Source organism: Escherichia sp. KCJ4928 (assembly GCF_004352695.1).
Classification (GTDB): domain Bacteria; phylum Pseudomonadota; class Gammaproteobacteria; order Enterobacterales; family Enterobacteriaceae; genus ECMA0423.
This window is the reverse complement of the sequence record NZ_SJWV01000004.1, coordinates 52,090-65,409: the sequence shown is the minus strand read 5'-3', so window position 1 is coordinate 65,409 and position 13,320 is coordinate 52,090. Positions and strand designations below refer to the sequence as shown.

At 52.2% G+C, this 13,320-nt stretch carries 12 protein-coding genes; 3 read left to right on the top strand and 9 right to left on the bottom strand.

All coding sequences use genetic code 11. The features are described 5' to 3' along the window. Positions 1-25 precede the first annotated feature (25 nt). Both E0D98_RS01480 and E0D98_RS01475 read left to right on the top strand, forming a co-directional pair. Positions 26-544, top strand: a complete 519-nt coding sequence (locus E0D98_RS01480; protein ID WP_001295476.1) for a glycine zipper 2TM domain-containing protein — start codon at positions 26-28, stop codon at positions 542-544. A 15-nt stretch (positions 545-559) separates the two neighbouring features. Then, positions 560-1,099: a DUF5384 family protein gene (locus E0D98_RS01475; RefSeq protein ID WP_000755173.1), complete on the top strand. Its 540-nt coding sequence runs from the start codon at positions 560-562 to the stop codon at positions 1,097-1,099. A 94-nt stretch (positions 1,100-1,193) separates the two neighbouring features. Here E0D98_RS01475 and guaA read toward each other — a convergent pair whose 3' ends face one another. Together guaA and guaB are read right to left on the bottom strand one after the other, a co-directional pair. Continuing rightward, positions 1,194-2,771 carry a glutamine-hydrolyzing GMP synthase gene (gene guaA / locus E0D98_RS01470; RefSeq protein ID WP_000138282.1) on the bottom strand — a complete coding sequence of 526 codons (1,578 nt, stop codon included), beginning with the start codon at positions 2,769-2,771 and terminating at the stop codon, positions 1,194-1,196. A 68-nt stretch (positions 2,772-2,839) separates the two neighbouring features. Continuing rightward, positions 2,840-4,306, bottom strand: coding sequence for an IMP dehydrogenase (gene guaB, locus E0D98_RS01465; protein ID WP_001299507.1), 1,467 nt, complete (start codon positions 4,304-4,306; stop codon positions 2,840-2,842). A gap of 161 nt (positions 4,307-4,467) precedes the next feature. On the opposite strand from guaB, the gene xseA reads away from it, so the two are divergent. Continuing rightward, positions 4,468-5,820 carry an exodeoxyribonuclease VII large subunit gene (gene xseA / locus E0D98_RS01460; RefSeq protein WP_000937932.1) on the top strand — a complete coding sequence of 451 codons (1,353 nt, stop codon included), beginning with the start codon at positions 4,468-4,470 and terminating at the stop codon, positions 5,818-5,820. A gap of 14 nt (positions 5,821-5,834) precedes the next feature. Here xseA and E0D98_RS01455 read toward each other — a convergent pair whose 3' ends face one another. The 7 genes from E0D98_RS01455 to rodZ form a co-directional block, all read right to left on the bottom strand. Beyond that, entirely contained in the window at positions 5,835-6,050 is a 216-nt protein-coding gene (locus tag E0D98_RS01455) for a zinc ribbon domain-containing protein (RefSeq protein WP_001341622.1), read from the bottom strand. Positions 6,051-6,118: 68 nt separating this feature from the next. After that, complete coding sequence (gene der / locus E0D98_RS01450) at positions 6,119-7,591, bottom strand: ribosome biogenesis GTPase Der (protein ID WP_000249410.1); 1,473 nt, start codon at positions 7,589-7,591, stop codon at positions 6,119-6,121. A gap of 117 nt (positions 7,592-7,708) precedes the next feature. Next, a complete protein-coding gene (gene bamB / locus E0D98_RS01445) occupies positions 7,709-8,887 on the bottom strand; it encodes an outer membrane protein assembly factor BamB (protein ID WP_001177043.1) in 1,179 nt (392 codons plus the stop codon). 10 nt (positions 8,888-8,897) lie between these two features. Next, the gene (gene yfgM, locus E0D98_RS01440; RefSeq protein WP_000409204.1) at positions 8,898-9,518 is read right to left on the bottom strand and encodes an ancillary SecYEG translocon subunit YfgM; all 621 of its coding nucleotides are present in this window, start codon (positions 9,516-9,518) and stop codon (positions 8,898-8,900) included. A gap of 17 nt (positions 9,519-9,535) precedes the next feature. Beyond that, the gene (gene hisS, locus E0D98_RS01435; RefSeq protein WP_001107167.1) at positions 9,536-10,810 is read right to left on the bottom strand and encodes a histidine--tRNA ligase; all 1,275 of its coding nucleotides are present in this window, start codon (positions 10,808-10,810) and stop codon (positions 9,536-9,538) included. 110 nt (positions 10,811-10,920) lie between these two features. Further along, positions 10,921-12,039: a flavodoxin-dependent (E)-4-hydroxy-3-methylbut-2-enyl-diphosphate synthase gene (gene ispG / locus E0D98_RS01430; RefSeq protein WP_050877158.1), complete on the bottom strand. Its 1,119-nt coding sequence runs from the start codon at positions 12,037-12,039 to the stop codon at positions 10,921-10,923. Between the two features lie 26 nt (positions 12,040-12,065). After that, entirely contained in the window at positions 12,066-13,079 is a 1,014-nt protein-coding gene (rodZ, locus tag E0D98_RS01425; RefSeq protein WP_001090850.1) for a cytoskeleton protein RodZ, read from the bottom strand. Positions 13,080-13,320 lie beyond the last annotated feature (241 nt).

Genomic DNA, 13,320 nt, shown 5'->3' with positions numbered 1-13,320 from the left:
TTCGTAATGTGTATAACAAGGAATAGTGATGAAATTTAAAAAATGTCTTCTGCCTGTGGCAATGTTAGCGTCATTCACTCTGGCAGGATGCCAGTCAAATGCTGACGATCATGCCGCCGATGTTTATCAAACCGATCAACTGAATACCAAACAAGAAACTAAAACCGTTAATATTATTTCCATTCTTCCCGCAAAAGTTGCCGTAGACAACTCCCAAAATAAACGGAACGCACAAGCCTTCGGCGCGCTTATTGGCGCAGTCGCTGGCGGTGTTATCGGCCACAACGTCGGTTCTGGCAGCAATTCCGGAACGACGGCAGGGGCAGTTGGCGGCGGAGCTGTAGGCGCGGCAGCGGGTTCTATGGTGAATGATAAAACCTTAGTGGAAGGTGTTTCTTTAACATATAAGGAAGGCACCAAAGTGTATACCTCTACCCAGGTGGGTAAAGAGTGCCAGTTTACGACAGGTTTAGCCGTTGTTATTACCACAACGTATAACGAAACGCGTATTCAGCCAAATACTAAATGTCCTGAAAAGAGCTAATAATCAGGAGGAGTCATGAAGAAAGTTTTTCTTTGCGCCATCTTGGCCTCCTTAAGCTATCCGGCTATCGCCTCATCATTGCAGGATCAACTCTCTGCTGTAGCAGAAGCTGAACAGCAAGGTAAAAATGAAGAGCAAAGGCAGCATGACGAATGGGTCGCGGAGCGCAACAGGGAAATCCAGCAAGAGAAGCAACGTCGCGCAAATGCCCAGGCCGCCGCTAACAAAAGAGCGGCAACGGCAGCAGCAAATAAGAAAGCTCGTCAGGATAAACTGGACGCCGAAGCCTCTGCGGACAAAAAACGCGATCAAAGTTATGAAGATGAGCTACGCAGCTTAGAGATTCAGAAACAAAAACTGGCGCTGGCAAAAGAAGAAGCCCGCGTTAAGCGAGAAAACGAATTTATCGATCAGGAACTGAAGCACAAAGCTGCGCAAACCGATGTGGTGCAATCTGAAGCTGACGCCAACAGAAATATGACTGAAGGCGGTCGCGATCTGATGAAAAGCGTGGGCAAAGCAGAAGAGAACAAATCGGACAGCTGGTTTAATTAATCGATGTTAGTAACTTCAAGCCTATGATTCTTGAAGATAAAAAACCCTCTGTAGTAACAGAGGGTTTTGTTCATTCATAGTGCAGGGATTAAAATCATTCCCACTCAATGGTAGCTGGCGGCTTGCCGCTGATGTCATACACCACGCGGGAAATACCGTTCACTTCATTGATAATGCGGTTGGAAACGCGACCGAGGAAATCGTACGGCAGATGCGCCCAGTGTGCGGTCATAAAGTCGATGGTTTCGACAGCACGCAGAGAGACAACCCAGTCATACTTACGACCATCGCCCATTACGCCAACGGAACGTACCGGCAGGAACACAGTGAACGCCTGGCTGACTTTGTCGTACAGGTCCGCTTTACGCAGTTCTTCAATGAAGATGGCGTCAGCACGGCGCAGCAGGTCACAGTACTCTTTCTTCACTTCACCCAGCACACGAACGCCAAGGCCTGGTCCCGGGAACGGGTGACGGTACAGCATGTCGTACGGCAGGCCCAGCTCCAGACCAATCTTACGCACTTCGTCTTTGAACAGCTCTTTCAGCGGTTCAACCAGGCCCATCTTCATCTCTTTCGGCAGGCCGCCCACGTTGTGGTGAGATTTGATGACGTGTGCTTTACCGGTTGCAGAAGCCGCAGATTCGATAACGTCAGGGTAGATGGTGCCCTGCGCCAGCCACTTCACGTCTTCCAGTTTCAGCGCTTCTTCATCGAATACTTCAACGAAAACGCGCCCGATGATTTTACGTTTTGCTTCCGGATCGTTTTCGCCAGCCAGCGCTGACAGGAAGCGATCTTCTGCCGGTACGTGAACAATGTTAAGACCAAAGTGATCGCCAAACATATCCAGAACCTGCTCTGCTTCGTTGAGACGCAGCAGGCCGTTGTCGACGAATACGCAAGTCAGGTTTTTACCGATAGCGCGGTGCAGCAGCATTGCGGTTACGGAGGAATCCACACCACCAGAGAGGCCGAGGATGACTTTATCGTCGCCTACCTGCTCGCGGATGCGAGCTACAGCATCGTCGATAATTTTCGCTGGCGTCCACAGGGCTTCACACTGGCAGATATCACGCACAAAACGCTCCAGCATGCGCATACCCTGGCGGGTGTGAGTCACTTCCGGGTGGAACTGTACGCCATAGAAGCGTTTTTCTTCGTTAGCCATAATGGCAAACGGGCAGCTTTCGGTGCTGGCTACGGTGACGAAGTCGGACGGGATAGCGGTAACTTTATCGCCGTGGCTCATCCAGACATCGAGCAGCGGTTTACCGTCTGCGGTCAGCGCATCTTCGATACCGCGAACCAGTGCGCTGTCGTTTACGACTTCAACCTGCGCGTAGCCAAATTCACGTTCGTTAGAGGCTTCAACGTGACCGCCCAACTGCATTGCCATGGTCTGCATGCCATAGCAAACGCCGAATACCGGTACGCCTGCTTCAAAGACATACTGCGGCGCACGCGGGCTGTTTTCTTCGGTGGTGCTTTCCGGGCCGCCGGAAAGAATAATGCCGCTTGGATTGAAGTCACGAATTTGTGCTTCTGTCACATCCCACGCCCACAGTTCGCAGTAAACACCCAGCTCACGCACGCGGCGCGCAACCAGTTGAGTGTACTGAGAACCGAAGTCCAGAATGAGGATGCGATGCTTATGAATGTTTTCCGTCATTGACGCTTATTCCGAGGCAAGTGAAACAGATAATATAAATCGCCCGACATGAAGTCGGGCGAAGAGAATCAGGAGCCCAGACGGTAGTTCGGGGACTCTTTAGTAATGGTCACGTCGTGAACGTGGCTTTCCTGAATGCCCGCACCGCTGATACGTACAAACTCCGCTTTAGTACGCAGTTCGTCGATAGTACCACAGCCGGTCAGACCCATACAGGAGCGCAGGCCGCCCATCTGCTGGTGAATGATCTCTTTCAGGCGACCTTTATAAGCTACGCGACCTTCGATACCTTCCGGCACCAGTTTGTCGGCAGCGTTATCGCTCTGGAAATAACGGTCAGAGGAACCTTTGGACATCGCGCCCAGGGAACCCATACCACGGTAAGATTTGTAAGAACGGCCCTGGTAGAGTTCGATTTCACCCGGAGATTCTTCAGTACCCGCCAGCATGGAACCCACCATTACCGCGCTTGCGCCAGCGGCGATAGCTTTGGCGATGTCGCCGGAGAAGCGAATACCACCATCTGCGATAACCGGAATACCGGTGCCTTCCAGGGCTTCAACTGCGTCAGCAACGGCAGTGATCTGCGGAACACCTACGCCAGTAACGATACGAGTCGTACAGATAGAACCAGGGCCGATACCGACTTTAACCGCGCTGCAACCAGCTTCTGCCAAAGCGCGTGCACCTGCAGCTGTTGCCACGTTGCCGCCGATGATTTGCAGATCCGGATATTTAGCACGGGTTTCACGGATACGCTGCAAAACGCCTTCTGAGTGACCGTGGGAGGAGTCGATCAGCAGAACGTCAACGCCAGCGGCAACCAGCGCGTCAACACGCTCTTCGTTACCCGCACCTGCGCCAACTGCAGCACCAACACGCAGACGGCCTTGCTCGTCTTTACAGGCGTTCGGTTTACGTTCCGCTTTCTGGAAGTCTTTCACGGTGATCATGCCGATCAGGTGGAATTCGTCATCAACCACCAGCGCTTTTTCAACGCGTTTTTCGTGCATTTTTGCCAGCACCACTTCACGGGCTTCACCTTCACGCACGGTGACCAGACGCTCTTTCGGCGTCATGTAAACGCTAACCGGCTGGTTCAGGTCGGTAACAAAACGCACGTCACGACCGGTGATAATACCCACCAGTTCGTTTTCTTCGGTAACGACCGGATAGCCCGCAAAACCGTTACGCTCGGTCAGTTCTTTCACTTCGCGCAGCGTCGTGGTTGGCAGAACAGTCTGCGGATCAGTCACCACACCAGATTCGTGTTTTTTCACACGGCGAACTTCTTCTGCCTGGCGTTCAATGGACATGTTTTTGTGGATAAAGCCGATACCGCCTTCCTGAGCCAGAGCAATAGCCAGGCGCGCTTCCGTTACGGTATCCATTGCTGCGGAAAGCATAGGGATATTCAGACGAATAGTTTTCGTCAGCTGGGTGCTGAGGTCAGCAGTATTCGGCAGAACGGTAGAATGAGCAGGAACGAGGAGAACGTCGTCAAACGTCAGAGCTTCTTTAGCGATACGTAGCATGGGCAATATCTCGACCAGAGTGGTTAATAAATATTGCCGCGGCATTATACAGAGCGTAACCGATTGCATCTACCCCTTTTTGCAAAAAATGCTTGCTATCCCCGAAGGGCGGGTTACTATCGACTGAATAACCTGCTGATTTAGAATTTGATCTCGCTCACATGTTACCTTCTCAATCCCCTGCAATTTTTACCGTTAGTCGCCTGAATCAAACGGTTCGTCTGCTGCTTGAGCATGAGATGGGACAGGTTTGGATCAGCGGCGAAATCTCTAATTTCACACAACCGGCTTCCGGTCACTGGTACTTTACACTCAAAGACGACACCGCCCAGGTACGCTGCGCGATGTTCCGCAACAGCAACCGCCGGGTGACCTTCCGTCCACAGCATGGACAACAAGTTTTAGTTCGCGCCAATATTACGCTCTACGAGCCGCGCGGTGACTACCAGATAATCGTTGAGAGTATGCAGCCGGCCGGTGAAGGGCTGCTGCAACAGAAGTACGAACAGCTCAAAGCGAAGTTGCAGGCTGAAGGTTTGTTCGATCAGCAATACAAAAAACCACTTCCCTCCCCTGCGCATTGCGTTGGTGTGATCACCTCAAAAACCGGTGCTGCGCTACATGATATTTTGCATGTGTTAAAACGTCGCGATCCTTCTCTACCGGTGATCATCTACCCCACCGCCGTTCAGGGCGATGACGCACCGGGGCAAATTGTTCGCGCCATTGAACTGGCGAATCAGCGCAATGAGTGCGACGTGTTGATCGTTGGGCGCGGCGGCGGTTCGCTGGAAGATTTATGGAGTTTTAATGACGAACGCGTAGCGCGGGCGATTTTTGCCAGCCGCATTCCGGTCGTCAGCGCCGTCGGGCATGAGACGGATGTGACCATTGCCGATTTTGTTGCCGATCTGCGTGCGCCAACGCCGTCTGCCGCCGCTGAAGTAGTGAGCCGTAATCAGCAAGAGTTACTGCGCCAGGTGCAATCGACCCGTCAACGGCTGGAGATGGCGATGGATTATTATCTCGCCAACCGCACGCGTCGCTTTACGCAGATCCATCACCGATTACAGCAACAGCATCCGCAGCTCCGGCTGGCACGCCAGCAAACCATGCTTGAGCGCCTGCAAAAGCGGATGAGCTTTGCGCTGGAAAATCAACTTAAGCGTACCGGGCAACAGCAGCAGCGGTTAACACAGCGGCTGAATCAGCAAAATCCACAGCCGAAGATTCATCGCGCGCAAACGCGCATTCAGCAACTGGAATATCGATTAGCAGAAACCCTGCGCGTACAGCTTAGCGCCACGCGTGAACGTTTCGGTAATGCAGTAACGCACCTCGAAGCCGTAAGCCCACTGTCAACGCTGGCGCGTGGATACAGCGTTACTACTGCTACTGACGGCAATGTACTGAAAAAAGTGAAGCAAGTTAAAGCGGGTGAAATGCTAACCACACGTCTGGAAGACGGCTGGATAGAAAGTGAAGTAAAAAACATCCAGCCGGTAAAAAAATAGCGTAAAAAGGTGCATTAAGCCAGCACGAATTCAACGCGTTTTTTCGATATCAAGCCATGCCCGTGCTGACAGAAGTAATCTACTGCACCGCAGGCTTTTAACACCTGCAACGGTTGATGGCAGTCTGGACAAAGAGCTTTCATTTCAATAATTTCCCCGCAGGATGGGCAACGCGCATGGTCGTTATCCTGATCAAGCACATGCTGACATTGTGGACAATGCAGTTCCATATGAATTCCTCCGGTAGCCATCCCTCTACATTCATAGAGGGAATGGCAGATAAAATACTTACGGATAATTATTTATTTTTCTTGATGTGCTTCATCAGACGCTTACGTTTACGCATCTGGGTTGGCGTCAGGGTGTTACGCTTGTTCGCATACGGGTTTTCCCCTTCTTTGAACTGAATACGAATCGGCGATCCCATTACGTCCAGCGATTTGCGGAAGTAGTTCATCAAGTAGCGCTTGTAGGAATCAGGCAGGTCTTTCACCTGATTACCGTGAATCACCACAATCGGCGGGTTATAACCACCAGCGTGGGCATATTTCAGCTTCACACGACGACCGCGTACCAGCGGCGGTTGGTGATCTTCAACAGCCATCGTCATGATGCGCGTCAGCATAGAGGTCCCCACACGACGGGTGGAGCTGTCATACGCTTCACGTACTGATTCAAACAAGTTACCAACACCACTGCCGTGCAAGGCAGAGATAAAGTGCACACGAGCAAAATCGATAAAGCCCAGACGGAAGTCCAGCGTTTCTTTCACCTGCTCTTTCACTTCCTGGCTCAGGCCATCCCACTTATTCACCACAATGACAAGTGAGCGCCCACTATTGAGAATAAAGCCCAGCAGCGAGAGATCCTGATCGGAAATACCTTCGCGCGCATCAATCACCAACATCACCACGTTGGCATCTTCAATGGCCTGCAACGTTTTGATTACGGAGAATTTCTCTACAGCATCGGTGATTTTGCCGCGTTTACGTACGCCAGCGGTGTCAATGAGCACATACTCACGTCCATCGCGTTCCATTGGGATATAGATGCTGTCACGCGTCGTACCAGGCATGTCATAAACAACAACGCGCTCTTCACCAAGAATACGGTTAGTGAGTGTAGACTTACCTACGTTCGGACGACCCACAATCGCCAGTTTGATCGGCAGACTTTGCGGGTCAAAGTCGTCTTCCTCTTCTTCTTCGCCGTTCTCTTCCGCTTCAAATTGCGCCCAGTATTCAGCGTCTTCGTCGACTTCCTCTTGCGGTGCGAGATCTTCCATCCACGGCAGCAGCACATGCTCCAGCAGACTTAATACGCCACGACCGTGAGACGCGGCGATCGGGTAGATTTCACCTAAGCCAAGCGAGTAGAAATCAACCACTGCCTGATCGGGATCCAGACCGTCAGTTTTGTTTGCCACCAGGAAGGTCGGTTTTTCACGGGAGCGCAGATGTTTGGCAATCGCTTCATCTGCCGGCATCAGGCCCGCGCGCGCATCCACCATAAACAGTACGACGTCCGCTTCTTCAATCGCCAGCAGCGACTGTTCCGCCATGCGGGTTTCTACACCGTCTTCTGTGCCATCAATCCCGCCGGTATCAATACAGATAAACTCACGGCCTTCAATTTCCGCACGACCGTACTTACGGTCACGAGTCAGACCCGGGAAATCCGCAACCAGCGCATCTCGGGTGCGAGTTAGACGGTTAAATAACGTGGATTTTCCTACGTTAGGGCGCCCGACAAGCGCGACCACAGGTACCATGTTTAAAGCCTCATTTTTATAAATCATCAGACAACGCACGCTATATTCGCGTCGTTGTTAAAAACAGGAAAACGGCCCCTGTCCAGGAGCCGTTTTCAAAGTGAACGACAGAGACGATTAACGTGTAATAGAGTACACGGTTCCGTCTTTTGCCTGGATCAGCAGTTTGCCGTCAGCGGCAACCGGTTCAGTCTGGAAACCGGAACTATCAACTTTTTGCTGGGCAACGAAACGACCATCTTCGACGTTAATCCAGTGCAGATAACCTTCACTGTCACCGACCACCAGGTTGCCATTATACAGCACCGGAGAAGTCAGCAGGCGATGCAGCAGATCGCTTTGTGCCCACAGCGTAACGCCGCCATCAATGGTCAACGCCATCACCCGGTCATTTTGATCGACCAGATAGATGCGATTGCCGTCGACGATGAAATCATTCACCGAACCCAGTTCGCGTTTCCACATAATCTGACCACTGCGCAGATCAAGCGCCGTCAGGTTACCATTATAGGCCAGCGCGAAAACAACGCCGTTAACAACGACGGGAGTCGTGTCAACATCGCTCAGACGGTCAATTTCGGTAGAACCGGTCGCCTGGGAAATACGCTGCTGCCAAATCATCTGGCCCTGTTCCATCAGCACTGCGCTGACGCGACCATTATCGCCCCCCACGACGGCCGCACCAAAAGCCGTTGCCGGCGCAGACTCGCCACGCAAAGAGAGCGAAGGCATATCGAGGTTAACTGTCCATTTGACAGCGCCGTCAGCTTCGTTCAGCGCTTGTAACTGACCGTTACTGGTGTGGATTAACACCAGACCGTCGCTGACCACCGGGCGCGAAAGTGCTTCACCCGCGACTTTAGTTTGCCATGCCACAGTACCATCGCTGGTATTCAGCGCGTAAACCTGCGCCTTTTCGCTGCCAATGTAGACATGCCCACCAGACACGGTCACACCGCCAGAAAGTAATGCAGGCTCTTTAGAGAACCAGCCATCTTTCTCGGCCAGGCTGACAGACCAGATTTCTTTGCCATCATCCGCATTCAGCGCTTTTACCAAACCAGCGCGGTCCGCTGCATAGACAACGTTGTCCGCCAGTGCCGGATGAAGATTGGAATAGAAGTTGCCAATGCCGCTACCAACGGAAGTACTCCACGCCGTGGTCGGCGTAAACTGGTTTTCAACGGTTGGCAATGGGGACATCTTTACCACATCTTCTTCGCTGTTAAACAGCGAACAGCCGCTTAAAAGGGTAACGGAAAGCAGTCCTGGCAGCAGTAATTTACGCAATTGCATCGGGTCCCTCTCAGATGGACAAATTATTAATTTTCATCTGCATCATTTCGCTCAGTGCCGGAGTAACATCGCTTTTCACGCCTGCTTCCCATGCACTACGCGCAGCTTGCTTATCACCTTTGCTCAGCAATGCTTCACCACGCAGGTCGGCAACAATGGCAGCCCACCCTTCACCTTTGATGGTATCAAGGGTTTTCAGCGCGGCATCAGCCTGCTTGAGCTGTACCTGAACGCGAGCAAGACGCAGATTTATCACGGCTTTGAGATTTTCATCGCTCGTGTCTGCCAGCCCCTGTTGTAACTGGGCGGCAGCTTTCTCTAGTTCATTTTTGTCAACAAATTGCTGCGCAAGTTCCAAAGAAGCCAGCGCACCATAAGTATTTTTATTTTCAGCAGCAAATTTTTCCGCCGCCGGGATGCTATCCGGTTTGCCTTCGCTCACTGCGGTAACCGCATTTTGATAGGCAAGAGAAGCGGAGCGTGCAGAATCAACCTGATGGCTGTTCCAGTAGCGCCAGCCAATCAGTGCGCCAACGCCCAAAATCACCCCAACAGCCAGTGCTTTGCCATTTTCAGCAAAAAAGCGTTTAACCGCTTCTACCTGGTCGTTTTCGTTCTCGTAAATTTCCACGCTGTCCTTCTCCTTCCTTAACCCAGTAACGTGCGCAAATGCGCGGCTACGCTATCCTGCGCAACTGCCGTTTGCTCACCAGAGCGCAAATCCTTCACTACTGCTGTGCCGTTAGCCACTTCAGACTCACCCAGCACCACAGCAACGCGGGCACCCCATTTATCAGCACGGGCAAACTGTTTCTTAAAGTTGCCGCCGCCGTGGTTGGTCATCAATTTCACGCCCGGTAATTCATCACGCAGACGCTCAGCTAATGCCATAGCCGCAGATTGTGTATCAGCACCTGAAGCCACCAGGTATATATCGACAACAGGATCGGCTTTAAATTCCGGATTAACGGCCTGTACTAACAATACAAGACGTTCGAGGCCCATCGCAAAACCGACAGCCGGTGTTGCACGACCGCCCAGTTGTTCCACAAGACCGTCATAACGACCGCCTGCACACACGGTGCCCTGGGAGCCGAGACTGTTAGTCACCCACTCGAAAACGGTACGGTTATAGTAATCCAGACCACGCACCAGACGCTGGTTTACGGTGTAAGCGATCCCCGCGCTCTCAAGCAGTTTGCACAGACCGGCAAAATGCTCACGAGATTCCTCGTCCAGATAATCACCTAATGCCGGAGCGTCGTTGAGAAGCGCCTGCACTTCCGGATTTTTTGAATCCAGCACGCGCAGCGGGTTAGTGTACATGCGGCGTTTGCAGTCTTCGTCCAGCTTTTCTTTATGCTGCTCAAGGAATGCCACCAGCGCATCGCGGTAATTGGCGCGTGCTTCCAGCGAACCGATAGAATTCAGCTCAAGAGTTACGTGTTCGGAAATACCCAGCGCGCGCCACCAGCGGGCGGTGAGCATAATCAGTTCAGCGTCGATATCCGGACCTTGCAGACCGAAAACTTCGCAGCCCAACTGATGGAACTGACGATAACGCCCTTTCTGCGGACGCTCGTGACGGAACATCGGCCCGATATACCACAGACGCTGTTCCTGATTGTACAGAAGACCATGCTCGATGCCGGCGCGTACACAGCCCGCCGTCCCTTCAGGGCGCAGAGTCAGGCTGTCGCCATTGCGATCCTCAAAGGTGTACATCTCTTTTTCAACCACGTCGGTGACTTCACCAATCGCACGTTTGAATAGCGGGGTCTGCTCTACAATCGGCAAGCGGATTTCACTGTAACCGTAGCTGCCGAGCACGTTTTTCAGTGTGCCTTCAATGCGCTGCCAGATGGCCGTTTCGCCAGGCAGGTAATCGTTCATGCCGCGAATGGCTTGAATGTTTTTTGCCACGTTTATTCTCTTTCTGAATATAAAAATGAACCCTCAACGCTTCCCTCAATGTTTCGGGAGCTATGCGGGTTCAATCATACACGGGAAGCGAGGCGCTTCCCATCACGTTATTATTTTTCAACCTGCTGAACGTCAATTCGACGCGCTTCGTCCAGCTGACTGGCTTTCGCACGAATGCGTGCTTCCAGCTGGTCGATCATATCGTTGTTGTCCAGACGGTCTTTGCGCACGCCATCTTCATAGAGGCCGCTTTTCTTGTTGCCGCCGGTGACGCCGAGTGTAGAAACCAGCGCCTCACCTGGGCCATTCACCACGCAGCCGATAATCGAAACGTCCATCGGAGTGATGATATCTTCCAGGCGTTGCTCCAGCGCGTTAACCGTACCGATAACATCAAATTCCTGACGCGAACAGGTCGGGCAGGCGATGAAGTTGATCCCGCGCGAACGGATACGCAGCGATTTCAAAATATCGAAACCGACTTTGATCTCTTCGACCGGATCGGCCGCCAGTGATACGCGCAGCGTGTCGCCGATGCCTTCAGACAGCAGCAGACCTAAACCAATGGCGGATTTTACTGCCCCGCTGCGTGCACCACCGGCTTCGGTGATCCCCAGATGCAGCGGCTGATCGATCTGTTTTGCCAGCAAACGATAAGACTCAACAGCGAGGAAGACGTCAGACGCTTTCACGCTGACTTTGAACTGATCGAAGTTCAGGCGATCGAGATGATCAACATGGCGCATGGCGGATTCCAGCAACGCCTGCGGCGTCGGTTCGCCATACTTTTCTTGCAGATATTTTTCCAGCGATCCGGCGTTAACGCCAATACGGATCGGAATGTTTTTATCGCGCGCACAGTCAACCACCATGCGAATACGCTCTTCATTACCGATATTGCCAGGGTTAATACGCAGACAATCGACGCCGTATTCCGCTACTTTCAGTGCAATGCGATAGTCGAAGTGGATGTCAGCCACCAGCGGCACGTTAACCTGCTGTTTGATGAGTTTGAACGCTTCTGCCGCGTCCATCGTCGGTACGGAGACACGGACGATATCAGCGCCAACGCGTTCCAGCGCCTTGATTTGATTGACCGTTGCTTCGACGTCTGTCGTACGCGTATTGGTCATGGACTGTACGGCGATGGGAGCACCATCGCCAATCGGCACATTCCCAACGTAAATACGTGTTGATTTTCTACGTTGAATTGGAGCCTGGTTATGCATGAAAAATCTCCCGCGTTACCCGTCTGTTACTGCGCCGGTGATTGTTCGGCATTGAGGGTCAGACGCGCAACCTGGTTAGTTCTGATAAAACGACTCAGATCGACAGGTTTCCCTTGATACTGGATCTGTACTGCGGCTGGCGCACCAATTTTCAGTTTGTATGGTGCCTGGCCGGTTAAGTTCAAATTACCGTCTTTACGCTGCATACCGCTAAACAATTTTTTACCGGTAGCATCAGTAACCTCCAGCCAGCAATCGGCAGTAAAGTTCATCACCAGCGCATTCGGATCAGCCGCCGGCGTAGTCACGCCTGCCTGATCGGTTGGCAACGGCGCAGCGCCATCTGGCGTTGTTGTTGCCGTTGGTGCCGGGGTCGCGGCGGTATCAACATTTGCCTGCGAAGGCGAAACAACCGCATTCTGTTGCGGATCAACAGCTGGTGCTGGCGCAGTTACGGCAGGTGTTTGCGTGTTGGTTGCGGTAGTATCCACAGACGCTGGCGGCGTGGACGTTGTAGCCGGGTCTGTAGTTGTCGACGTATTTAACGGAACACTCTGCCCCTGCTCGCTATTACTGCTCAGTTCCGCCGAAGATTGATCGGCCATAGTGGTGATCTCTTCCTGCTGAGCTTTGTGGTCTTGCCACCACCAGGCACCGCTCAGGCCGATAACCACAAACAACACCAGCCAGGTGAAGGTCATCAGCCAGCCGTCACGTTTTTTGCGGCGTTTACCGAGGGAAAAACTCTGCATAGGCGCAACTTTTGCAGCCCGTAGTGGAGCCTGCTTTTCCAGCCCTGGCAGCAGTTCTTCTTCTGGAATATGTACCAGACGCGCATAAGAGCGGATATATCCGCGCAGGAATGTTGAAGCAAGATCGGCGGGTGCCTTATCTTCTTCAATGTCGCGTACCGTGGAAACCTTCAGGCAAAGTCGCTCGGCAACGGCCTGCTGACTAAGTCCTAGTTGTTCGCGAGCATTACGCAGGCGAGCGCCGGTAGTAAGTGCTTCATTTTGGTCGTGCGTGGCTTCAGTATTCATTCGCTGCAGGTACGTTTAAATGAGAATTGAGATGCCGGTGAACCATCATGCTCACCCACACCGCGAAACATCCGTTAAGTTAACCGTTATCATACAGTATAAGACCGTCTGTGTGCTCGTGACAAAGCCCACATTCACTAAGGCTAACTTACTGTTGCATCGTTACATACTGCCTTAAAGTCAGCAAAAACGCACCGTTAATATTGACCAGACAATTGCAACTTAATACTTCATTCATAAA

Excerpts from the sequence above, each read along its gene's own strand:
- E0D98_RS01475 (WP_000755173.1), top strand. The coding sequence starts at position 560 with ATGAAGAAAGTTTTTCTTTGCGCCATCTTGGCCTCCTTAAGCTATCCG.
- guaA (WP_000138282.1), bottom strand. The coding sequence starts at position 2,771 with ATGACGGAAAACATTCATAAGCATCGCATCCTCATTCTGGACTTCGGT.
- guaB (WP_001299507.1), bottom strand. The coding sequence starts at position 4,306 with ATGCTACGTATCGCTAAAGAAGCTCTGACGTTTGACGACGTTCTCCTC.
- xseA (WP_000937932.1), top strand. The coding sequence starts at position 4,468 with ATGTTACCTTCTCAATCCCCTGCAATTTTTACCGTTAGTCGCCTGAAT.
- E0D98_RS01455 (WP_001341622.1), bottom strand. The coding sequence starts at position 6,050 with ATGGAACTGCATTGTCCACAATGTCAGCATGTGCTTGATCAGGATAAC.
- der (WP_000249410.1), bottom strand. The coding sequence starts at position 7,591 with ATGGTACCTGTGGTCGCGCTTGTCGGGCGCCCTAACGTAGGAAAATCC.
- bamB (WP_001177043.1), bottom strand. The coding sequence starts at position 8,887 with ATGCAATTGCGTAAATTACTGCTGCCAGGACTGCTTTCCGTTACCCTT.
- ispG (WP_050877158.1), bottom strand. The coding sequence starts at position 12,039 with ATGCATAACCAGGCTCCAATTCAACGTAGAAAATCAACACGTATTTAC.
- rodZ (WP_001090850.1), bottom strand. The coding sequence starts at position 13,079 with ATGAATACTGAAGCCACGCACGACCAAAATGAAGCACTTACTACCGGC.